21 protein-coding genes and 1 tRNA gene are annotated in these 23,302 nt (G+C 51.2%); 15 read left to right on the top strand and 7 right to left on the bottom strand.

Features of this window, described 5'->3' with window-relative positions; all coding sequences use genetic code 11:
• Positions 1-44: 44 nt before the first annotated feature.
• From AC6I7T_RS24255 to AC6I7T_RS24240, 4 genes are all read right to left on the bottom strand, one after another.
• A complete protein-coding gene (locus AC6I7T_RS24255; RefSeq protein ID WP_497790339.1) occupies positions 45-3,002 on the bottom strand; it encodes a glycosyl hydrolase family 28-related protein in 2,958 nt (985 codons plus the stop codon).
• A gap of 424 nt (positions 3,003-3,426) precedes the next feature.
• Positions 3,427-6,393 carry a ligand-binding sensor domain-containing protein gene (locus tag AC6I7T_RS24250; RefSeq protein ID WP_497790338.1) on the bottom strand — a complete coding sequence of 989 codons (2,967 nt, stop codon included), beginning with the start codon at positions 6,391-6,393 and terminating at the stop codon, positions 3,427-3,429.
• 568 nt (positions 6,394-6,961) lie between these two features.
• Positions 6,962-7,420: a metallophosphoesterase family protein gene (locus AC6I7T_RS24245; protein WP_497790337.1), complete on the bottom strand. Its 459-nt coding sequence runs from the start codon at positions 7,418-7,420 to the stop codon at positions 6,962-6,964.
• 2 nt (positions 7,421-7,422) lie between these two features.
• A complete protein-coding gene (locus AC6I7T_RS24240) occupies positions 7,423-8,265 on the bottom strand; it encodes an ABC transporter permease (RefSeq protein WP_497790336.1) in 843 nt (280 codons plus the stop codon).
• A gap of 97 nt (positions 8,266-8,362) precedes the next feature.
• Here AC6I7T_RS24240 and AC6I7T_RS24235 point away from each other — a divergent pair, with 97 nt between their 5' ends.
• Positions 8,363-9,163 carry a CAP domain-containing protein gene (locus AC6I7T_RS24235; protein ID WP_497790335.1) on the top strand — a complete coding sequence of 267 codons (801 nt, stop codon included), beginning with the start codon at positions 8,363-8,365 and terminating at the stop codon, positions 9,161-9,163.
• Positions 9,164-9,450: 287 nt separating this feature from the next.
• A tRNA-Asn gene (locus tag AC6I7T_RS24230) sits at positions 9,451-9,525 on the top strand.
• Between the two features lie 70 nt (positions 9,526-9,595).
• Here AC6I7T_RS24230 and AC6I7T_RS24225 read toward each other — a convergent pair.
• The 3 genes from AC6I7T_RS24225 to AC6I7T_RS24215 form a co-directional block, all read right to left on the bottom strand.
• On the bottom strand, positions 9,596-10,825 hold the full coding sequence (locus tag AC6I7T_RS24225) for a tyrosine-type recombinase/integrase (RefSeq protein ID WP_497790334.1): 1,230 nt from the start codon (positions 10,823-10,825) through the stop codon (positions 9,596-9,598).
• 67 nt (positions 10,826-10,892) lie between these two features.
• Positions 10,893-11,165: a helix-turn-helix transcriptional regulator gene (locus tag AC6I7T_RS24220; RefSeq protein WP_497790333.1), complete on the bottom strand. Its 273-nt coding sequence runs from the start codon at positions 11,163-11,165 to the stop codon at positions 10,893-10,895.
• Between the two features lie 331 nt (positions 11,166-11,496).
• Entirely contained in the window at positions 11,497-12,174 is a 678-nt protein-coding gene (locus tag AC6I7T_RS24215; RefSeq protein ID WP_497790332.1) for a CPBP family intramembrane glutamic endopeptidase, read from the bottom strand.
• A gap of 74 nt (positions 12,175-12,248) precedes the next feature.
• Here AC6I7T_RS24215 and AC6I7T_RS24210 point away from each other — a divergent pair, with 74 nt between their 5' ends.
• The 13 genes from AC6I7T_RS24210 to AC6I7T_RS24150 all read left to right on the top strand — a co-directional run bounded on the left by AC6I7T_RS24210 (position 12,249) and on the right by AC6I7T_RS24150 (position 23,301).
• Entirely contained in the window at positions 12,249-12,686 is a 438-nt protein-coding gene (locus AC6I7T_RS24210; protein WP_497790331.1) for a hypothetical protein, read from the top strand.
• A 295-nt stretch (positions 12,687-12,981) separates the two neighbouring features.
• The gene (locus AC6I7T_RS24205; RefSeq protein WP_497790330.1) at positions 12,982-13,902 is read left to right on the top strand and encodes an AAA family ATPase; all 921 of its coding nucleotides are present in this window, start codon (positions 12,982-12,984) and stop codon (positions 13,900-13,902) included.
• Complete coding sequence (locus tag AC6I7T_RS24200; RefSeq protein WP_497790329.1) at positions 13,899-14,408, top strand: lytic transglycosylase domain-containing protein; 510 nt, start codon at positions 13,899-13,901, stop codon at positions 14,406-14,408. The genes AC6I7T_RS24205 and AC6I7T_RS24200 overlap by 4 nt, the downstream gene beginning before the upstream one ends.
• The gene (locus AC6I7T_RS24195) at positions 14,405-15,340 is read left to right on the top strand and encodes a hypothetical protein (RefSeq protein ID WP_497790328.1); all 936 of its coding nucleotides are present in this window, start codon (positions 14,405-14,407) and stop codon (positions 15,338-15,340) included. The genes AC6I7T_RS24200 and AC6I7T_RS24195 overlap by 4 nt, the downstream gene beginning before the upstream one ends.
• 11 nt (positions 15,341-15,351) lie before the next feature.
• The gene (locus tag AC6I7T_RS24190; RefSeq protein WP_497790327.1) at positions 15,352-16,617 is read left to right on the top strand and encodes a hypothetical protein; all 1,266 of its coding nucleotides are present in this window, start codon (positions 15,352-15,354) and stop codon (positions 16,615-16,617) included.
• A gap of 298 nt (positions 16,618-16,915) precedes the next feature.
• Positions 16,916-17,368, top strand: a complete 453-nt coding sequence (locus AC6I7T_RS24185) for a hypothetical protein (protein WP_497790326.1) — start codon at positions 16,916-16,918, stop codon at positions 17,366-17,368.
• Between the two features lie 325 nt (positions 17,369-17,693).
• Positions 17,694-18,122 (top strand): hypothetical protein, encoded by a 429-nt coding sequence (locus AC6I7T_RS24180; RefSeq protein WP_497790325.1) that lies wholly within the window; start codon positions 17,694-17,696, stop codon positions 18,120-18,122.
• Positions 18,123-18,141: 19 nt separating this feature from the next.
• Complete coding sequence (locus AC6I7T_RS24175) at positions 18,142-18,810, top strand: hypothetical protein (protein ID WP_497790324.1); 669 nt, start codon at positions 18,142-18,144, stop codon at positions 18,808-18,810.
• Positions 18,811-18,822: 12 nt separating this feature from the next.
• The gene (locus AC6I7T_RS24170; protein ID WP_497790323.1) at positions 18,823-19,272 is read left to right on the top strand and encodes a hypothetical protein; all 450 of its coding nucleotides are present in this window, start codon (positions 18,823-18,825) and stop codon (positions 19,270-19,272) included.
• Between the two features lie 18 nt (positions 19,273-19,290).
• Entirely contained in the window at positions 19,291-19,632 is a 342-nt protein-coding gene (locus AC6I7T_RS24165; RefSeq protein WP_497790322.1) for a hypothetical protein, read from the top strand.
• A gap of 2 nt (positions 19,633-19,634) precedes the next feature.
• On the top strand, positions 19,635-19,826 hold the full coding sequence (locus AC6I7T_RS24160; RefSeq protein WP_497790321.1) for a hypothetical protein: 192 nt from the start codon (positions 19,635-19,637) through the stop codon (positions 19,824-19,826).
• Positions 19,826-22,474 carry a VirB4 family type IV secretion system protein gene (locus AC6I7T_RS24155; RefSeq protein ID WP_497790320.1) on the top strand — a complete coding sequence of 883 codons (2,649 nt, stop codon included), beginning with the start codon at positions 19,826-19,828 and terminating at the stop codon, positions 22,472-22,474. Before AC6I7T_RS24160 ends, AC6I7T_RS24155 begins: the two co-directional genes overlap by 1 nt.
• Entirely contained in the window at positions 22,471-23,301 is an 831-nt protein-coding gene (locus AC6I7T_RS24150; protein ID WP_497790319.1) for a hypothetical protein, read from the top strand. Before AC6I7T_RS24155 ends, AC6I7T_RS24150 begins: the two co-directional genes overlap by 4 nt.
• The last annotated feature ends 1 nt before the right edge of the window (position 23,302 follow it).

Raw genomic sequence — 23,302 nt, 5'->3', positions numbered from 1 at the left:
CAAGAGTTAATACCAGGGTAACCCTTGCTTGAGCTGATCAAAAATCACAAGCCTGCATTCTTCATTCGAATGGCATAGAGTGACTTGTGCGTAAATATGTAGAGTGTGTGCCGATCTGCCCCGCCAAAGATCAGCTCGATTGGACGCTCCGGAATTTCGATTTGTCCAATCCGCTGGCCTTCGGGACCATAGACAAGGACCTGTCCGGCTGCCAAATAGACATTTCCAGCCGAGTCCTGTGCTACACTTTCGCCACCGTCCTCCACAAACAGCTGGAAATCTGAAAATGATCCGGTTTCAGATACATTTCCTCGATAAGTTTTTTCGTCCGACTCTGAAGTGATGTAGAACGGATGTCCGGGAGTGGCTTTCACCAAGCCGAAAGCACGCAAGATGTCGGACATTTTGGTCCCATAGTAAAGCTGCCCCGTAACAAAATCCTCTCCTGCGGGAAGGAAGATGCTGCGATCAGGAGAAACATATTGCCACTTCTTCTGCTCGCCCAAATTCCGATTGTCCCACACATTTGCAGGCAAAACCGCTGTCATTCCGGGGCGTGCTACAGATTCCTCAGGCTTGAGCAGGGCCACGGTGTTGTCAGGAGAATCTGGGCGGAAGGTAAATACCGCGCCCTCGCCTCCATAAGAAACCACCAGGAGATTACCGGATTTGTCGAAGGCAAGATTTACCGGATCAAGTGGACTGTCCTGCACAACGACGGCTTCCTTCGTTTCCTGAGACCAACGATAGATGCTTTGCTTGTGTGCATCGACGAAGTATAGCCGTCCCTCTGAATCAATCGTAGCGCCGGAAATATTAAAAAACCCGGTCGCAAGCTGTTCCAACTTAGCTTCCGGAGCGAGAACTGCAACTGTAGAAGAGCGTTCAGCTGTTACAGGAATGCCGGAGATATCCAGCGTAGCAAACTCCCTCGCACGATATTCTTTCCGGGTTGTAGTGTCGATGACAGAGTTGCCAAAGGAGGCTTTACTATCGCTATCGACCTTCACATTACGAAAACGAATTCCACGAGATTCAGAGACCTTCACGGCAGTTGTAATGGGTTGATAGCTGCTCACCACACGATAGCCGTGATAATTTGCAATCGTGATGTTTTCAGACCGAGATATCTCAAGAGGAATGGCAAAAGCACTCTCGCCGCGCTCCTCTTCCGTCTGCAGAGCCAGAAGCTCCCAATTCTTAACACGATCAAGCTTCACCTCGGTACGAACATGATGCTCGCTGGATAATTCGTAGACACGGCCAGGTGTCGAGGTATTCGAGATGTAGAGTCCTGCCTGCGCAAAGGTGCTTGGAGTCCAGATATCGGCGAAGGTCCCTCCTCCTCCGTTCGTAATCCAGAGGCTTGGATATTGACCATCCCATCGTTTGCGAGGATCGGGATCCGCAGTGTGAGTATTGTTATAGGGATTGATCCGACTACCATCAGCCGCGTTTGTACCATGTCCACCCAGGAAACGAACATCGATCATGAGTGCATCGGCTCCGGCCATCCACCGCATACCGACAGCCCGACTATTTGTCCCTCCCGTGGATATCCCAATTCCTGTCACAATGTTGTGCCCCTCCTTCGGTGTTTCGAACACGGGATGGGGCGCTCCGGGGCCTTGGAATCCCTTTGCATCTTCAGATAAATCAAATTGTGTGGTGCTGGGATGCAATCCTATGAGGACCGTGTCCGGGCGGAGAGTAATAGTGTCACTCACTACATAACGTCCAGTCGGAATGTACAACACCTGATGTTCGGCAATCGCCTTTTTGATTGCCTGAGTATCATCAGTTACCCCATCTCCTTTGGCCCCCAAAGAGCGAAGGTTTATCCACATGTCAGTTGGAGGTAGTGAAGAGATGATGTTCTTTCCCAACGAAGACAGCTCCGCAACCGCAGCCGCGTCAAAGTTGGTTCGAACTTCGTCTCCAGAACCCTGGGAGCTCAACGCTAGCCCATGAGAAAAACTCTTGACCTCATAGTTCTCAGCCGGTCCAGAAAATCTCCGTCCACTTTCGCGAAGCATGACAAAGGTTTTGACATTGTGACAGGCTATGTTCTCGAGATTGATCTCTGTTCTGGGATTCTTCTCATTGCTGACGGTAATAGCAGGCCCGCTTATGTTTTCAAACCGAGTGTTCTGTACCCAGAGCTCTTCTGAATAGCCAGGATCAATGGAAATGGCCTCAGGAAGATCGCGAAAAAGACCGTGAACTAACGTCAGGGCCGCTTCATGCTCCTGAATAGCTGCCTTTCGCTGCCGTTCAAAGGTTGAATCCAGCAAGGTAAATTGCCAACCGGGAGAAGGCTTGCCTGTAATGATTCCGTAGTCGCCCTCATAGAAGTGAAGATCTTCCGCTTCGTTGCCAATATCCTTAAGCGCTGCCAGTCCTGAACCGATGTGAAAATCGATATGAGCAAGGTAGCAATGCTGTGCCACATGAAAGCGAATCGCAACGGCAGCCGGATTCCCCTCACTGATTTCGAAATCCACATTGCTCATTGCCGAATAGAAGGTGCCGGGATTCGCATCGGGTACCAGATGATCAGGAGGCACGGTTCCCGGCGTAGGAGGACGATTGTTATTCCCGCCATACCACCGCGCATGCTTGCTTCCGGGTCTGCCGCCAGCAAAGAAAAACATATATCCTAGATCTTTCTGATATCCGGGAGTATGGTCGCCTAACAAAAAAATCGGGCGCTTGGCTCCATATCCGATGATCCGGACTCCTGGCCATACGTAGATTGTTCGCGTAATGCGATATCTGCCTTGAGGGATAAAGACGATCCCCTCGCCGTGCGCTGATTCCACCTGATCTATCGCCGCCTGAATAGCCCCAGTATCATCGGCCTTGCCATCAGCATGGACAGGAAACTTGTCGGTCGTGAGATACACTGCCTGAGGATCTTCAAGTCGGGATGGGTAATACGAAGCGCCCCAAGCGACGGGAAGCGCAAGCAGGATAATCACGGCAAGTGCAAAATTTCTCATGTCCTTCTTCCTTAAGCACCTCTTCTCGCTGCTAAGGATTCCGGTGAACTGCCGAGTGACATATTCTGCTTTACAGAGATACAAATGGCAATCGCACCTTCCTTCCGTATCAACGGGAGTTGTTGAAGAAATTACAGCGGGGCATTATCCGCCTCTAGATATGGCGAGGTGCTCGTCACAAACAATCTGCCCAGTTATCTGGACTTCGGATCCAGCTACGCTGAAATAGCTCTATATCCCCTACACAAACCACCCCACATTGAGCACGATTGGCCTTGCTTCTGTCAAGCAATTTCCCAGAGACAAACGCTTGCCTGTATTTGGGAATAAAGAGATTCTCTTTCACAAAGAGAGCCAAGCCTCAACTCGTGCTTAAGTGTGGAATTATGCAAAACCAGGAAAGCTGCACGCCTGTTTACAGCATTTAGGATGCGCCATTACCTAAATTCGGGAGATACCAGCAAAAGCCATTTCGTCCAGCACGCTTTGCCTCGTAAAGAGCAAGATCTGCAGATTTATAGAGACTCTCTTGGCTGTCACCGTGATCGGGATAGATCGCTATTCCAATGCTGGGAGTCGTCTTCAGAACAAGATCGTTGAATTGGATTCCTTCGATAAAGCTATCCAGAATCTCTTGGCAAAGTTTCTCGATAACTCCAAGATCATGCGTTGTCATCAGAAGAATTCCAAACTCGTCTCCTCCGACACGAGCCACACAATCGGAATCGCTCACTGCTGCGCGCAGCCGATTTGCCGCTTCGTTTAATACGGCATCGCCGGCAGAATGCCCAAGGCTGTCATTGATCTGCTTAAAACGATCCAGATCAACAAGCAACAACGCCAAATTCCCGCCCATATTCTGTACCCGCGTTATTCGTTTATGGAACTCCTCAGTAAACATGCGTCGGTTGGGTAGAGAGGTAAGAATATCGATATAGGCAATCTCTTCCAGCAAGCGATGACTCTCTCGCAGCTCAGCTGTACGTTCCGCAATCTGTTTTTCCAGCTGCTCCTTTTGCGCGAGGAGTCTACTTACACGAACACGCCATACAAAACGGGCGAAGAAAAGTATCAGAATCAGGCAGGCAGTAAGGAACCACCATGTCTCCCACCAGGGTTGTTTGATAGAGAATGCCAACAGCGTTGGTTGCGGGCTCGTTAGTCCATCAGGAGCGATGGCAATAATCTCAAGAAGATACTGGCCCGCTGGAAGGCTGGCGAAATTGACACTGCGGCCGGACGCTTCCTTCCAGGATTGGTCATGGCCTCTAAGACGATAATGGAACCTGGTGCGATTCTCATATGCATAATTGAGACTGGTAAAACGAACAGCCAAAGAACGATGCAAATACGATAAGCTTGGCCGCTCTCCAGGCTGCCACTCACGCAGTTCTCCTGCAATTGAGGTCAGTACCACGGTGGGAGGCAGATTCGGCAAAGAATACGAAAGAGGAGAATAGCGGGACAGCCCATTAGAAGTTCCGATCCAAACATTGTTCTTCGCATCGATATGGAGAGCACGTATATCCGTATCGTCCCAGATGAGTCCATCTTCCATCCCGTAGTGACGCCAGCGTCCATCGCGAAAACGATCGACTCCGTTATCGGTCGCCACCCAAATCTGGGCCGAAGCGTCAAAGGCAATTCCATTCACCTGATCGGACGAGAGCCCATTTCTGGTGCCGAAGTGCGTAGTCTGAACCTTGTCACCTTCAAGTCGTAAACGGGTTATGCCACGCGCATCCCGATAGGAAACCCAGATTGCACCTTCACCTTGCGCCACTAGTGCAATTGGTCCCTCCTCAAGTCCATCTTTATGCGTAAAGATCTTCCACTCGCTGCCATCAAATCTTCCCAACCCACCGGCTGAGGCCAGCCAGATATTTCCCTCGCTATCGCGAAATAGGTAACGATAGGGTGGATGTAACTGTCCATCGGGAAACGGAACCGGATCAAAGACTAATCGGGCTTTTCCACCAATAGCACCCGTGCTCCTAAAGCAATGGCCGCCACCAGCTACCCAAATTCGTTGTTCGCGATCGATTGCAATTGCAACGATTCGATCCAGTGCCAATCCGGACTTAGGGCCAAATGTCTCGATTAGGACCCCATCTTTATTAAAGCGAGCGAGCCCGGCAGGGTCTGTCCCCGCCCAAATGTCCCCTCCAGGGCCTTTCACAATAGCGAGAACCCGGTCCCCCGGAAGGCCATTACGCCCTGTCCACGAGCGTTCGATCCTGCCATCACGGCCAAGGAGATTCAATCCCTGGCTGTTGCCCAACCAGACTCGTCCCGCATCATCGGTGTTTACCGCCCAAATGGTGTTATGGAGCAGCCCGTCTTCTCTGCGCCAGGACAGCCACTCACCATGTCCCAAACGGCGGACCAACCCACCACCATACATCCCCATCCAGAGAGATTCATCTCGATCAACCAGAATCGGACCGACAGCATCGCTGGGAAGCCCGTGGATGGAATCAATCCGCATTCGCTTCGCCCCCTCATAAATCACCAAGCCTGAGTCACTCGAAACAAAAAGACGTCCATGGCGGTCCGCAAAGAGATGTGATTGTGGGGCATGCGGGAGACCTTCCGATTCGTTGACAAAACGGCTTTGTCCGGTAGGAAGCCTATACAGCCGGGAGGAACTACGAACCCATAAATTCCCGGAAGAATCCGTGATGATCGCAGTCCATTTATCGGAAGGTAAACCTGCCGGCGATCCTATTCGACCCATGCGATCTGCTTTTAACCGCCAGACATCGCCGCCTTTGCTGAACCAGACATCCTCGCCTTGCACAAATAGGCAGTCGACCTCACCTGGCACAACACTGCTGAACCGATAGGAACCCGCGCCATCCAGTTCTCCACGAAGAACCCCGGTGGAATGCGACAAGTACATCCGCCCACGCTTGTCGAAGGCTATAGAACTAACGGCCCCTTGTTTCCCCAGATCAATGGACCTGAATCCCTTGGCCACACTGCGCGCCAACCCAGTGGGGGTACCCACCCACAGAATTCCATCCGGAGCTTCTGCAAGAGTCAAGATTTCATTATTAGGTAGTCCTTCTTCGTGCCGAAAAGCTTGGAAGGCATTGCCGTCATAACGGAATAGTCCATTTTCAGTCCCTACCCACAAATATCCGACGTGATCTTGCAGAAGGCTAAGAACACTTAAGCTCGATAAGCCTTCAGGCGAACCATACTGCCGAAAAGTAAAGCGCTGCGCGGAGGAATGAAGCGAAAGGAAAAGAGGCAGCAACAGACAAACGGAAAGAATCCCTTGGCCACAAAGCAAACCCAAGCGGCTAAGGCTCCGTTTGCGCGAGATCTTCCCGCGTCTGTTTGAGAAAGTCAGCAAAGGCTTGATCACTTCGAGACGGTATCTCACCTCATACTCGATATCTTGATCTGTCTGCTAGAGTACGTCCCGCAAAGAGATCAACCGAAGCACAAAAGCTTACGCAGCTTTCCGCCAAGCCTGAGCCCCGGACAAACCTGTCATTTGGTTTGCGGGGATAGAAAGAAAGCAGGTCCTCGCTGTCCTCGGCAAGTCTCTACCTATTACAGGAAATACTCTAAAACGGCTGCATCCAGACCCGTTAGGGTACAACAAACATCGGGGGAAAGATATTGTATCGACAGTACTCGAATCCCTCTTTAGATTTGCCAATATTCTCTCAGTCAACAGTTACTGAAAGAGTAAATCCGCAGAGGCCTTACAAAACATGCCACCAGCTTGCACTCAAGGGGAGGATAGCAAGCGCCAGAAATTTCCCGCAAAGAGGTAAACCAAGCTATAAAAGCTACACTTCCCTATCGCTGGCGAACTTATAGCTATGCGGGAAATGCTCTCGCTCTATTCGCAAGTAACATTCTGTTAGAGATGTTTTATCACGTCTACGCATCCAGTAAACGAAATAATCAAAACCGATAATTGAAGAGGGTAGGGTCAATCATCACAAATGCAAGTCAAGAATGTCGGGCTTGATCTCGTTCTCCGTCACGATAAGAAAGCCTAACGAGATAGGAAGAGTAAACCTTCGAGGCCCGCAGCTTCCGGGATTGAAATAAAGCACATTCTTATTCCACTTAATCTGCGCCTTATGCGAATGGCCACAAATAACAGCCGCAAAACCGGCAGCAGCGGGATCCAGATCGAGAGCATTGACATCGTGAATAAGGTAGAACAGTCTGCCTTCCAGCTCCACGATGTCGGTAGCGGGAAGATTGCGGCACGCTCCCCGCTCATCGATATTCCCTCGAATTGCAGTAACAGGTGCAATCTCCTTCAACTTCTCCAGGACCGCAGGATCACCCACATCACCAGCATGCAAGATATGCTGACAGCCCTGGAGCGCAGTAATAGCTTCCGGCCGTAACAGTCCATGCGTATCTGAGACTACGCCAATTCTCATGTCTAGAGGCCTATGCTCAAACGGGTTCGTGGATCAAGATAGTCCCTCAGAGCGTCCCCGAGGAAGTTGAAAGCTAGCACACAAAGCATCACGGCAATGGCCGGAAACACAACCAAATGGGGCGAATCAAAGAGATGAGAACGAGCATCATTGAGCATCGATCCCCAACTTGCTGAAGGTGGCGGAATTCCCAGCCCAAGAAAACTCAGAGTGGCCTCGGCCAGAACGGCTCCAGCCATGCCGATTGCAGACTGCACGATCACCGGCTGCAAAATATTGGGAAGGATATGCCGGATAAAAATGCGCAAATCGCTGGCTCCGAGGGCCCGGGCAGCTTCGACATATTCTTTCTCTTTGACACTCAGGACCTGTGCCCGAACGAGACGAGCGTATCCGACCCATCCACCTATCGAAAGTGCCAGAATCAAGTTGATCAGCCCCGGCCCCAGAAAAGCGACAAAGGCAATTGCAAGCAGGATTCCCGGCAAGGCAAGAAAGGCATTCATCAGGAATACGTTCAAAATCGTATCGGCAACCCCACCGTAATAACCGGCAAGACCTCCGAAGATCAATCCCAGGAAAAGAGAACAACTCACCACGCTGACAGCTACGAGTAGAGACAGCCGTGCGCCGTAGATGGTACGCGAGAGGATGTCCCGCCCCAATTCATCTGTTCCAAACCAGTGGGCGTGCGACGGCGGCAACAGCCGGGCACCGAGGTCGAGAGCAGCCGGATCCGCCGGAGCCAGATAGGGAGCAAAAATCGCACAGAACACAAAGATAACGAGCAGCGTCATTCCTACAACAGCCAACGGTTGGTGACGAATAGTTCCGGCAATCGACAATGCTCAAAATACTCCTGGAAACAAGAATATCGCGAGTACTCTCGCTTCGGTACGGGTTGAAGTGAATGTGAACAAGAACAGGGAGAGAGCAAGGAAAATGAAGATCGGGAGACGCCTAGCTTCAATGTGCATTTGTGCGAGAAATGCGCTGGTGGCTGTGGCTTTTGCTCTGGCCACCACGCAGGGAGGGGCCCAACCGGAGAACCAGGACGAGATTCAGGCTGCCTACCAGCTCTTTCATCTCACGAACCAAGCCCGAACCGAGAACAACCTTCCACCACTTACCTGGGACGCATCACTTGCTCAAGCAGCAGCACAACACACCCAAATGATGGCAGGACGTAGATCTCTCTCGCACCAATTCCCCGGAGAACCGGAATTAGCTCTCAGAGCCGGAAGCAATGGAGCACACTTCCGCAAAATCGCCGAAAACGTCGCTATGGGACCTTCAGCTCCCGCACTACAGACGCAGTGGATGAAATCTCCGCCACATCGGGCCAACATTCTAGATCCGCAACTGACGGCAGTAGGAATCTCCGTCGTTCGGACAAACGGGTACGTCTACGCCACAGAAGATTTTGCAACCAGAGTCGAGTCACTTTCCACCGCAGAAGTAGAACAGCGGGTTTCCACATTGCTGACACAACGAGGTCTCATAATTGCAGCCGGGCAAAAACAAGCAGCACGCCAGACATGCGCAATGGACTCCGGAGTCGCTGGAGAAACATCTCCAGGATTCATCATGCGCTGGGAAGGCTCTGACCTTGGACGTCTACCTGATGTGCTACAAAAGAGGATTTCTTCTGGCCACTACCGCTCGGCATCTGTAGGTTCCTGTAAAGGTGCAAGTCCCAAGGAAGGTTTCACCTCCTACCGAGTAGCTGTACTCCTCTTTTAAGGAGACCTTCTAGCTGTGTAATTCGCCGCTTCCTTGGAGACTCCAGATCTGCTGCAGCCCGTCCAGAATGTAAGACGGAAACATGAAACTTCTTCTTCTTTTTCAAATACCTATAGCCACTGGCTCAGATCGACTCTGCCCGGTCGTGATAAATAAAGATGCCAATTTGAACCCAAACAGGTCCAAAATGGAGCAGAAAGAAGGGCATCGAAAAAATTGAGGTCAGCCCTTTGACGAGACCTCACGGTTTTGATATATCTAACAAAGACAAGTCATTACGACGACACTCCTCAGTAGCTCAATGGCAGAGCATTCGGCTGTTAACCGAAGGGTTGTAGGTTCGAGTCCTACCTGAGGAGCCAAATTTTTCAATCACTTCTACATATCTCCTTTCTGAACTTCGTCAAACTTCGTCAAATTGCAATTTGGACCTTACTCTTCCATGGAAGCGGTTCGGATGTTACGTCCCTTCAACCTCAGTTTCTCAACGGGCGCCTTCCAGTTGCCAAGCACCGCTGCGGTTCGTGAACCCACTGCCCGCACCACGCTCTCGTCCAAAGGCTGCATGTACACGTCACCGGTAGTTCGAATGCTGGCATGCCGCAACGCGCCCTGTGCGTCCTTGAGCGTACCGTGATGCTGCAGGTCCGTTCCCAGCGTTCTCCGCATAACCTGGAAGGTCACTAGCCGATCGGAAATTCCTAATTTCCGGGCAACAGGGCGAATCCGGCAACGCAGGAAGTTTTTCGCATCTCGTGGCACGGCCATTCCCTTTCGCTTTCCTCTCCCAAAAGTCGGAAACATCAGAGCCTCGGGGGAAGAGTCTTTACAAAATCTCTTCCAAGCCTCGATTACGGGCCTGACCAATTCCGGAACCGAGATGGGAGCCTTACTGGCCTTCGATTTGAGACGCCCCTTATAGAACTGCCCTTCATAAGCCGTTCCGTGCAGCATCAGCGCCTCTCCTGTCCAGGACTTCCACTGCAAACCCATCGCTTCGCTGGCGCGAGGGCCGCAGAAGATGCCGATATACATCAGGCAGAGATCCTGCAGATCTTCAATCGCTGCTAACAACGCGAGGATATGCTCCCGGGTCATAACAGGCTTTTCGCTCGGATCGGTTAGCGGCATCGTCACATCTTCAGCCGGGTCCTCGGCCAGAAACTTCTGTTTCCTGGCCAAATGCGTAACTGCCCGCATGTTGGAAAAACACTTACGAACGACGGACTCCGAATATCCCTTTGCCGCTAATCTGTTCAGCCACACCTGGATTTCAAATGTGCTGAGATTTCGTAACGGCAAATCCCCAAAATGCGAAATCAAATAACGCTCCAGATGGTCGGTGTTCGTTTTCCTGTAAGCCGGACTCCAACCGCCTTCACGCATCGGGATGTATCGCTCCTTCACAAACCACCGAAATGTCACTGAATCATCAGGAGGAAGAGTTGCCGTGGATACTGAATCCTGGGTTTCCTTCCGGATGATCTCCTGAAGCATTTGCTCGGCTTTCCATTTGGGAGCCTCGGACTTCGGACAGATACGAATATTGCGCTGCCGGCGCACCTCCTTTCCATTTTGATCTTTGAGATAAACAAGATACTGCCCATACCATACTTTTACCCGCTTACCATTCAGGTAAACACGGCCTTTCTGATATTTCATTCCCACTTGCAGTTCTCCATTTCTGGCACCGCCCTTGGCCGTGAGAACAGACCTATTGAACCATGGTTTAGCGGTGTTTGGAAGAATTGTGGATGGCAAGTTCTGCAACAAAAGACTGCACATCGGTCCAGCGGAACCGTAGCAGAGGGCCAAGCTTGATGGCGCTGATACGTGGATTGCGGCGGGTAGCGTGATCGCGGATCCATCGCTCGGACACGCCTAAACGTGAGGCCACTTCCTGCGCGGTATATAAACGCTCCTCAATGTTGAGAGGCTCGGTCCCTGCTCTTGGGTGCGAGAGGATTGGAACGGGAGGGTTAGAACGAATGAGATTGTCCATGTTCCTCCAATCTGAAACTGTCACGCAAAAGCTGCATCTTTTCACCTCGGGTGGAGTTAATGCGAATTCAGCTCTTCGAGTCCATAGAAACGGACCGCTCCGAGCACATTGAATTGGTTGTAAGTGAAGTTTCAAACTCGGTCAAAAAACAGGCTGGAGCAATTCGGGCGTTACTAGGTCCGATCAAAGATCGATTAGGTGTTGATATCTGAGCTCAAGTCTTTCACGCTACGGAATACATCCTGCGGAATCTCCCTGGAGCGCAATGCGCCAAACGATCACTCCATAGAACTCAACCCAAGGGAACAGGTTGGAACCAAGCGCATTTCGTTCAGCCAAAGGGGAATAGTGTCATAGCCAAGGACACTACGAGATTGTAGCTCTGATGCATCAAGGTTGTGACGGCTGTCGATCTCGAACGCCATCGCACAACTCCATAGAGGATGCCCATCAATGTAAAAACCACTTCGCGGAAATTCCCGCTCCACCGATGACTTACAGCAAATAAGAAAGTGGATATAAGGATGGCCAGAAATACCCGAATTCCTGACAAAGCCCGTACCGAAGATACAGTAATTGTTACTGCGAAAAAAACAAGGCCTCGAAATAAAACCTCTTCTAATACTGGCCCTATGGTCAACCCAAACGCCAAAGTCGATTCTGGCGCACGACCCAAATTCGTATCAGTCAGATAGGCAAAAAGAACGGCAAAGCCTCCCCCTAATACTCCTGCCATCACTCCGTAAATCCAATGAATCCATCGCCGCGGCGCAACCCAGCCGACATAACGAAAAAGCTGCCCCTGGCCAAGGCATGCCAAAAGATAGACGGTTACTATCAAAGCCACCGATACAACGCCTATTGAGAATCTTGCCCACAGCTTGTCGATGCTCAGCAAACGCACAGCAAAGGCAACACCCAGAATTGCCGTGATCTCCAGATAATTTGGCCGTGACTCCAGGAACCTAGGGAGCATTCGCCAGATCAGAGAAGGCTTTTCTTGCTTCATCTGCAGAAACATCAAATGCATCATACGGCAACTTGACTGAACAGCCCCTCCAAAACAGACTCAGAACCTCCGATATGAATCATCAAAAGACTAAATCCCTAATCATCACCATCGTTCTCATCACACTGCTGTACGGATGCCGTCCATCTGCACCAAACTTCAGCGGGAGATGGCAGGGCAAGGCAACACTACCAAACAATCGAAACGGATCTACCAATGCTGACATTTCGCTAGTGATGTCGCAGCAGGCAAACACTGTAAAAGGTGATGCGATGCTAGTCATCAACGGAAATCCGGCGATCCACGTTCCTCTAGTGGCCGCAACAATCAATTCGTCTGGCCAACTGGCACTCGAGGGACAAAGCAATCAGGGATTTGCCACTGTCCATTTCAGCTTTTATGGAAAATTCGAACAAAATACACTCGTCGGCCAAACCGAACTTACTGCGCAGATGATGCTCTTTGGCACGGAAGTCGACAAAGGCCCAATAACATTTTCAAGGTCAAACTGATATGCCACTGCGTAACCTAGCCGACTTTCAGAAGGAAGTAGAGCTGCTAGTCGACGACTACCTGAATATGTCGCCTAAGTCACGACGAACTCCTCGATAGCACAGCACATGTCTTCATCTCTCAGTGCTATCAACGATTTGGATCGTTCGGCTACGAAATGGCACATTAGGGAATTCGTGCCATTCGAAAGACGCTGCGAGAATTTCCCCGCCAAGAGTAATCGTCCCGGGCTTCATTTGACCCATTTTGTATAAAGCCCCATCCTTTGGGCTGCATAGAAGGAGCCCTGCTGCTATGCCAATGTTTTCAAGCCTTGAGGATCTGGAAGGAAAGCTGGAACGGACCGGATACTTCCTTGATCCAACCTTGACGAAAGATGTCTTCCTGGCCGATTCGCTTAATTTGCCTCTGCTGCTGGAAGGACCTGCCGGAAGCGGCAAGACCCAACTGGCTATTTCTGTGGCGGAAGCAGCCGGAACTCACGTCGAACGACTGCAGTGCTACGAAGGCATGTCGGAGGAGAAAGCAATCGGAAGATTCGATGATTCATTGCAAAGAATGTTTATCGATTTCTTCAGAGAGCAGTTCAATGATTGGTCCTCTATGCTGCAGAAGCTTCGGGGCAGGGATTTCTTCCGGCCTGGTTCCTTGATGCGTGCGATCGAATCGGATAAACCTTGTGTATTGCTCATTGATGAAATCGATAAGGTAGACGAAGACTTCGAAGCTACGCTTCTTGAGATTCTCTCCGCCTGGCAATTGTCTGTCCCGGAATTTGGCACAATTAAAGCCCAGTCGATTCCCTTCACTGTGCTGACCTCGAATCAGAAAAGATCTCTCGGAGATGCGTTACGCCGCCGCTGCCTCTACCTTCGTATTGAGCATCCTACTCCGGAACGCGAAGCGGAAATCATTGCTGCACGCACCCCAGAAGCTGATGAGTCCTTCCATCGATTGATGGCGGGTATTGCGCTGGCGTTTCGTAACTATTCCCTGGAAAAACCTCCCTCCATCTCGGAGATGATCCACTTTGCCAAGGCCCTGCAGCTACTCGATGCACAGGAGGTAACGCCGGAGCATATAGACGCGCTGTTACCTTTTCTGGCAAAGACGCAGGGCGATCGACAAATACTGCAACTACGTGGAAATTTCGCAAGCCTTCTTGGCGATGCCAAGAAATACGCACAAGCAATAGAGGAGGAAGTTGCCTCTTGAAGATCTTCTTTGTGTTCTTACTATGCATTCTCCCTCAAGGGATAACGGCTCAAATCTGCAAATCTCGCTCTCATTATCCTTATGAGGAATACGTAGCTCGCTATGCCACTTATTACCACATATCTCCAGAGTTTGTATCTGCGCTTATCGACGTAGAGTCGGACTGGAATCCCCATGCCGTTTCCTCCCAAGGAGCCATGGGGCTTGGTCAACTCATGCCTGCCACTGCGAAACGCTTTGGAGCATTCAAACCATTCGATCCAGAACAGAACGTTGCTGCTGCGACCCGCTATATTACGGCTCTCATGTGGCAGTTCCGCGGGGACCTGCGATTGGTTGCCGCTGCGTATAACTCCGGAGAACAGTGGGTTAGCAAGAAGCATTTGGATTATCGGAATCCAGAGGTGGTCGAATATGTCCGCCAAGTACGGAGATGTTATGCAACACGTATTCGCAGATCACACGCAATCAAGCCGACAATCCATCGCGTAGGAGGATCTCAATGAAACAGTGGTACGCATTCTCAATGGTGTTGTTGCTCAGTACTGCGAATCTTCACTCATCGGATCTCGTTTCCGGACGTGTTGCACGAATTGCCATCCGTCCTGGCGAAATTACGCCTCTGCATCTGCATCCTGAATTTGAATCGACGATTCACATGCCGGAGGAAATAACTTCCGTCGTACTAGGGAGCCCGGGAAACTTCAAGGCAGAGCATAGCGAGGCGGAACCTGAATATGTTTACGTTAAGCCCATTACAAAAGCGGCAGCGCAGTCGAATCTTTTGATTGCCACTAAATCCGGTGCGCATGTTACTCTCCAGCTCATCAGCGACGGGAACGACGCTTCCTCTGCCGATCCGGTGGACTTCTTAATCGAATACCGCTCGTCTCCAAGTTTCCTTGTTGGTGCTTCGACCCCAATTGCACATCCTTCCCCAGATGCCAAATCTCATGTAAGAGAGCCTAGATCTAAAACCAATGAGCCGCCCCAGCTGTCGTTTGCAGATGAAGAGCTAGCTTTGCAAACACACATTAATGCGCCCAACTGGCAAACTTGGCAAGGGCAACAGATCAAGACTGCGATCGGAGATATTCGGCAATGGAACAATCAGATGGTCGTGTCTTACTCCCTGTGGAATCCCTCTGACCATCCCGTTGAGATCACACCTCCACAAGTTCAAATATCTGGAGCGAAGGCAAAGAAGGGAAAGAACAAACACAAGTTGACTTCCCAACAGCTCGAGGTCCGAGACTGTCGGTTGAGTTCTACGAGACTGGAGTCAGGCGCAAGAGCGGACGGGGTTGTAATCTTCGACCGCCCGAATTTCAAAGAATCGAATGAAAAGCTTTATCTGCAATTCGCTCAAGCTGATCAGGTCGATTTGCCTATCTTGATTCAGCTTCCGTTCACTCCACCTGTAACCACAAAAAGATAGGAGAGAAGCATATGCTCGACAGCAACGGAAATGGCCATAACAGCAAAGTACCTATTAATGTAGAAGTCCCTGAAGAAGAACCCTCTTCTGGAAATCTGGGAACCGAAGTAGCTTCCCAGCGGATTCCGCCCACAGCGGAAATCGAACAGAAAGATAATGCCACTCGATCCGCGAAACTTACGGCTCAAGGACTCGATAAAAGCAAGCTTCTCCTTTTAGGAGGAGGACTCCTGGTGGCGGTGCTCTTCTTTGTCTTTACGGTCCTGTTCGGGAACAAACCCACGAAAAAGATACAGCCACCATCCAAATCAGCGCACGCAAGCACAAAAGATAGAGGTCAGTCGGATCAGCCGCAAGGCAGTGTCACCCCCCTGATGGATACAGTTCACCCGGAGGTGAACGATAAAGACGGTGGCAAAGTCACTCTCAGTGATATTGCTCGAATGAAACATCCGCGTGCATCTGGTTCTCTACTGAACGACAAAGCATCCCCCACGAAAGCGTCTGAATCCCTTCGCGAGGTGCCGGCATTCGAGAGCACACAACAAAAATGGGAAGAACCGAAGCCATATGGTTCGGAGCCTGCGAATAGTGTTCCCAGCCAACAAGAGCAAAACAGCCTGAAAGAAGCTTCCCTTATCTTCGTTCGGAACCAGACCGGCCAGCCTTCTTCTCTATCTTTATCTGCCGCTCATGCCGATTCAGATCAGGATACTCTGGAATTGCCGGTAGGCACACGCATCCAGGCGAAACTGGAGACCCAGGTATTGAGCGTGGTCGCCACGCCCGTCGATGCAGTAGTTGAGTATACCTACTCGATTGGTGATCACGTACTTATTCCCGCGGGAACGCATGTCTACGGAACCTTAGTACAAGCAGACAAATCCGGCTATGTCGACATCCGATTCAGCGACCTGGAGATGGGAGGCCGTCATTTCAAGATCGACGCGATAGGCACCTCGCTTGATCTAGGACCCATCCGCGGCAGTGTCTCGGGCAAGAACACTGGGAGAAACTTTCTAGTTCGTGCCGGCGCAGGAATCGGATCAGTAGCCGCTATGTTGGTCGGCAATAACAATAGTGGAGCCTTGTCCGAAGAGGATATGCTCAGAGAAAGAATTGCGGGAAATATTGGACAGGCAGGCGATACGCAAATTATGAGTATGGCCGCCAACAGCCGCTGGATCGTTAGTGTTCCCGCCGACAGTAAGATCTTCATCGTTTTCACGAAGCGCCAGCAGACAGACAATACAAACCAGGTTCACCGTGTCAATTAAAAGCATTACCAGTCTAGAAGCAAACAATTCCAAATCCTCGGGTAGATGGCGTCAGGAATAGCCTCCTAGCACACAAGCATGCCAGATACAGAGCCCTATACGGCAAGCTGGAGCTCAGGTGCTCTACCTGTCGCACCGCTCGCCCGATTTCAATCCGATCGAAAACTGCTGCGCCAAGATCAAAGAATTCCTGCAGGCGGCCAAAACTCATTTACTTGAACTTCTCCAGTTTCCCTGACCTAAAATCACTTCCCCGCTATGGATAACCGCCCTTGTTCCCCACGTTGCGATTTGGGCATTGAAGGTCCTGTCTCCCGTTTCCAATGCTGAGATATTCAAGACTCCGACTCCCGTTTCCGATGTTGAGATATTGAAGGTCCGGACTCTCGTTTCCGACGCTGAGATATTGAAGACACCGACTCTCATTTCCAATGTTGAGATATTGAGGGTCCGGACTCCCGTTTCCAACGCTGAGATATTGAAGACACCGACTCCCGTTTTCGATCTTGAGATATTGAGGGCCCGGACTCCCATTTCCAACGCTGAGATATTGAAGACACCGACTCCCGTTTCCGATCTTGAGATATTGAGGGCCCGGACTCCCATTTCCAACGCTGAGATATTGAAGACACCGACTCCCGTTTCCGATCTTGAGATATTGATGGTCCGGACTCCCGTTTCCGATGTTCGGATATTGAAGGTCCCGGTATACCTGCTGCCTGCAAGTGCTGTACTGCTAGGATTTCTCTAATCTCTTTGGCCCGAAGCGTCGCCCTGCCCCAATACACAACTACCAAAGAGACGTCCCTGGTTTATCGTCCATTTCCCAGATTCTCAAAATCCCTAAGCATGGTTCAATCCGCTATAGCTTGAGACATATAAATAAACTCCACAGCTCACGGCCTAGACGCAGAAGGCTCCACGCTTTCCGATGATTCCAAAACAGTTGTGTGGTTCACCGTCCAGAAAAGTTCCACTTAAGTCATTACTGGTCATTTGAGCGAATTTCGCAACCAAACTATGTTCTGACTGCGACACGGATGCCCAGAGCAACCGCGTCCCGGAGACAATCACTGATGTCGACTGCAACAACCACCTGGCGAAGCTCCTCTGGACACGCCGGCAAAACCATTTCCATGAACCGGCCAAAGCTGCCCGATTGGTCCCGTATCGGACTGATTGTTGCTTTGGCCGTGCTCGTAATCGGGAATCTCGCCGCCCCCATAGCGGTGAGCGCACAAAACCTTGGAACTACACCGCAATTCAACAAGGCGGTGCTCGGACAACAGGCAACCACACCGGAAGGAACCATTCTCAACATCGTCAACTGGGGTTGCAACGTTATTGCCCCGGTCATCGCACTCGCATGCCTCGGAATCGCGGGTTGGCACTTTAAGAGTGGCCGCGGTTATATGGGCTGGGGCGCCACCGGAATTGCCCTCATGGTAATTTCCGGTCTCGGACGTATGGCCGAAGGCTTCATCTCACAAGCCCAAGGCATTTAACCCAAGGAGAACGGACAACATGCCGGTGCCGCAATTCCTTCTGGATCTGCTGCAGTTACTGTTCGATCTAGCTGTTCCAGGAGCATTCTGCACCCTTACTCTTGCCGGACTTAGCCTCAGGCAGGAGGGCGGAACCAACTTTCATGTCAGTGGACGTACAGCGAAATGGATCTTTATTACTATGCTTCTGCTGACACTGCCACAAGGCATGCAGTGGATTGCGGCGCAAGGCATCAATGTCCCTCAAGGCAACGGAGCCATCGGAACAAGCTGGCTCTCCAGCATGGAAACAATCTTTACGAACTTTGTCAGTCAAGTATTGGTGGGGAAACTGGTGCCGGTTATCGCTGCCTATTTTGTCCTCAAAGCCACACTGGACGCGGCGGCCGGAGAGAATCCTCTCCCATCGATTATTTGCGCCATGTTTCTGATGTCTTTATCCACCACAATGCAGCTCTTTCAGAGCTGGAAAACGGGCGACCCGATGGACCTGACAAATATGCTGACGCAACTCTGGAATTACATTGTCGGCAGCATACTGCCTGCGGCAGCAGCACTCGCTTCGATAGGCGCAGTCATCTGCTATGTCCGGCATCGGCCCTTTGTCCGTTATGTCCTTTGCGCAATCGGATTTTTTACCGTAACCGGATTGTTAGCACTCTTCCGCTCCATGGCAGCAGGGGCATAAAGGAATTCCGACATGAGCTTCGATGGCGGTATCGCGAATTTGGCATCGTGGGCGGGTAACACGATTATGCCGACGCTTGCAGGTAGTTTCTTTTCCGCCGCTGTTTTTCGCTACAGCAAGGGTGCTACTCATGAACAGTATATGTACGGGGGCTTTGCGGCGCTGACCTGCTCGGGGATAATTCGAGCGCTCGAAGGGTTTGTTCAAAATGCAGGAGCTACAAGAGCCGACGCGTTTTGGCTCAGTCTATTGAGCCTCGTTAATTGGACCTCGAATGTGATTCTTCCCGTCTATGCACTCACCCAGCTCGGAGCGATGGCTTTGCATTTCGGCGGAGTGCTGGACCAAATCTATCCAGGCACGGTCTGGATTCGTAAGTTCATCTCTGCCATCGCAGCCCTGATGATATCGGGCCTCCTGCGTTTCGCCGAGTCGATGGCTTCACAAGCGCACGGAATCTGAAAAAGAGGAACAGCACCTATGAGTCTGAACATCACCCCTGTGCACCGGAATCTGCATACAAAAGTTACGTTCATGGGGCTTGAGTTTGAAGACCTCATCCTGGTCCTGGCCATTGCCGCTGTCATGAATCTTCTTGCGCGTTTTGCGGGAAACGACTCCCATGTCCTCGGCCTTCCATTAAACATCTTCATGGAGTTCGTCGTTCCGCTCCTGGCGGTTCCGTGTCTCATTCTTTTTAAGTACGGCAAACCTCGTGGCTATTTGACCGATTTATTGCACTCGCTTATTACTCCCAAGAAATGGTGCTGTTTGGAACGGGATGCCAAATTTACCAAACCATATTTAGTCAAGGAGGAGTGAGCATGTACGCAACCATTTCCAAGAATCCGGACCAAAGCGTTGAACTCCTTCTCGATCAGGAGGCCGCCACCATAGTGGTGGTGAGTGTCATTTTCGCTGGACGCTTCAACGAGAAGATCCGAGCCTTGGCAATCTATCTCGAAGAACGCCTGGATATCGAATCCGAGATCGCCGGCCTGGTAGGGAGTAGCTAATGCCTATAACTTATGCCGAACACGAACGGAAACTGAAGTCGCCTGCCTTCTGCGAACTGCTGCCACTACGAGATGTCCTGGACAACGTGATGGTGAGGAGCAGCGGAGCCTTCGTTGCGGGTTTCAATCTACGAGGTTTTCTTTCCTATTTTGCAACAGATGAGGATCGCAATAACGAGAAAGCTGAATTGGAGGCATTGCTTCGTTCGATTCCCGACGAAAGCATGCGTGTTCAATTCCGCTTTGAAGTGTGTGAGAACATCGGAGACCTGCTGGAGCGATATGTCGAAGAGCAGCGTACAGAAGATCCTTTACTATTGGCGCTCGACGAAGAACGGATTTCGATATGGAAAGAAAAGGAAGCAGCTGGTTCCTATTTGGACAATCAGCTGGAAGCCTATTTCATTTGGGATCCGAGGATTCACGCAAAGATTCATCACTCTGCCAGTCAGAATCGCAAGCTAGGCGGCTTCTCCTTAAGTGAAAAGAAGTGCATCGCACGAAGCAAGAAAGAACACGAAACTTATCTCGGGGAATTCGAGTCACTTCTTCATGGCGTCGTCACATCTCTAGAACAGGCCCGGCTCGGTCCTCAGCGTCTCAAGACACAGGAACTCTTCGACTCTCTGAAGTTCGCACAACATCCGACAAGACGGAGCCAGAAAGCCTATATTCCCGGAGAAGACCTCATCGAATACCGCAGTGCCCGCGATCAAGTGGCAGAGGTCAGCATTCTCGATGAGACAGAGACGTACCTCAATCTTGACGGGTATCTCTACTCTGTCGTCAGCCTTAAAGAGCTGCCCGACGGCACCCTGCCGGGAATGCTCGACCGCTTGCGCTCCCTCGGTTTGCCGCTGGTGATCTGCGGACAAGCTTATATCCCGGATCAGCGTAAGGTTCTCAAGAGCTACAAATCCAGACTCAAGAAGATGATTGCCGCACAAAAAGATGCCGATGGCAATTACAAGTCGAATCCGGAAGCGAGAGAAGCACAAAAACAGCTGGAACAAGTTCAGGCCGATCTCATATCTTCGTCCCTCAAGACGGCAAGGCTCAGTCTTTCGGTAGTAATCCGTACTTCCTCCTCCGCCGATACCTTCACCCAATTGGAACGCCAGGAACAGGAATTGGCTAACCGGACTCAAAAGGTATTGAACGCGTTCAGCCATATGAATGGCGCGAAAGCGGTTGTCGAGACCTTGGCGAAGAGGCGCATATGGATCGGAACGCTGCCGGGCATGGGAGAGATAGACAAGCGAGAGCACGACATGCTCAGTCCAAATGCTGCAGATCTGCTTCCCGTCGAGATGCCATGGTCCGGAACGCCAAAGAGCCCACTGATGATCTTCGAAACCCCATTCCGGCAGCTCATCCCCTTTTCCGTTTTTTCTTCTGAATTCTCGAATGCAAATGCGCTCATTATGGGCGGAACGGGTTCCGGCAAGACGGTGCTGATGGAACAGATCTTGCTGCAGAGTGCACGCGCGAATCCTCTGGTCACCATTTTGGAATGCGGAGATTCCTACGAGGCTCTGGTATCGGTCATGGGATCGGAAATGATCGCAGTCTCTCTGGACTGCAATCAAACCTTGAATGCCTGGGACTTGCCCCATCGGACATCCACACCGGATAACAGGAAACTCGCTTTCATCAAGCAGCTCACGCGCTACATGCTGGGTGAGAATCCAGCCCCGGATTTGGACATAGATCTTCTCGACAGCCTGCTGCTCGATGCCATCCGCGCTACCTACAAACGCTGCAGCGCGAGGACCTCGGATCCGATTCCTCTGTTTAACGATCTCTATGCGCAGCTAGCTCACTGGCAGGACCGGGACAGGAATCAGAAGATCCAGGACATGGCTCGTATGGCGGCGATGAAACTGCGGCCATGGGTGCTCGATGGACCCTATGCTAAGCTCTTCGACCGCCCGACCACGGTACCACTGGATACTTCCTGGCTCTACTTCAACATAGAAGCGCTCAAAGAAGATCCACGCCTGGAAGCAGCGATGAGCATTCTCATTGCTCATACGGCTACCGAGCGTACATCGGGTATTCCGGGAAGAGCCGGACTGTCGGTCCTCGACGAGATCTGGAGAATGCTCCAAATACCGGTGTTAGGCAGTCTCGCCGAGCAACTCTTCCGTACGGGGAGAAAGCGCGACAACAGTGTATTTGCCCTCAGCCAGGGGATTGTCGATTATGTCGGCAGAGGCGAAGAGCCGAACCCGTATGGTGCCGGTATTGTTACAAATGCGAACACCAAGATTGTCGGCATGCAGAACGGCGACCTAAGCATTCTGCAAAAACACCTTTACCTGAACGACACGGCCATCAACCAAATCCGAAGGTTCTCCGATCCAAAGAAAGGAGTAAGTTCGGAGTTCTTGATTGCCATCGGGCAGAAAGCCGAGTCTACCCACATCCTTCGCGTTGTCCCAACCCCGGTCGAATACTGGATATCGACGACATACAAACGTGAGAAGACTTACCGAAAGTGGTGGCTGGCGCGACATGCAAACATGTCCCAACCGGAGGCCTACGGCTTGCTTGCAGAAAAGTTTCCCCACGGTCTGGCCGATTACGATCTCTTGCCTGAAGAACGTTCCGGAGCTGTTCTCGATTTAGAGGAGGTGGCAGCATGATGTCCGGTACAAACGAAGCCTTAGAACTCGACAGCAATATCCCCTTCGATAAAGCGCAAGAACCTAAGCGCACCTGGAAACAGCGATTGCTTATCGCCGCCCTTGCTGCCGGTGTGGTGCTGGCTATGCCTACCGAGGCCCATGCAGGGCTCTTTGGCATCTTCAGTGAAATCTTCGGAACGATACAGAAGGATATTGGCGCATCCCTATCCTCGATTAACCGAACGACTCAAGCGACGCAACAACTCTATAGAGAAGCGGTATGGCCGCTTGCGCTCATCAATCAGGCCCGAGGTTTTGTTGTAAATACGATCAACGGTTACCGCAGGTATATCTCAAATGTCTTCTACACTCCTTACAGAAGCGCGGTACTCAACAGTCCAAAGCAGTTCGAGCAGATCCTGCACAGCCGTCAAGCGGCGCAGATTCCTGCGTTAGGGATAAGCTACATCGGCAACTACGGTGCGGTTCCCGCAGTGAATATTGCCTCGCCGGAAGACCGCGTCATGATGGACATCGACGATGCCCTCGGTCAGGAGAATTTCAAAACCACCGTCATTGCGGATCAGAACGGAGATCTGATTCTTGAGACCGCCAATCAACTCGAGAGCCAGGTCGCAGTCAGCACTCCGGGATCGAATCCATATCTGACCGCACAAGCGCAGATTGCCAATCTCCGCTGCCAGGCTCTCATTCAGAAGATGCTGGCGGCGGAATTACGTCAGGAGGCAGGCCGGATTGCGCACGATAATGCGCTACTCAAACGGCGTGCGTCCGCAATAGGAGTAATGAACAACATCCTCACAGGAGCGCTGACCAGGAGGTAAC

This window comes from Humiphilus diazotrophicus (assembly GCF_059726315.1).
Note: the sequence above shows the minus strand (reverse complement) of the source record. Positions and strands in the feature narration are given on the sequence as shown.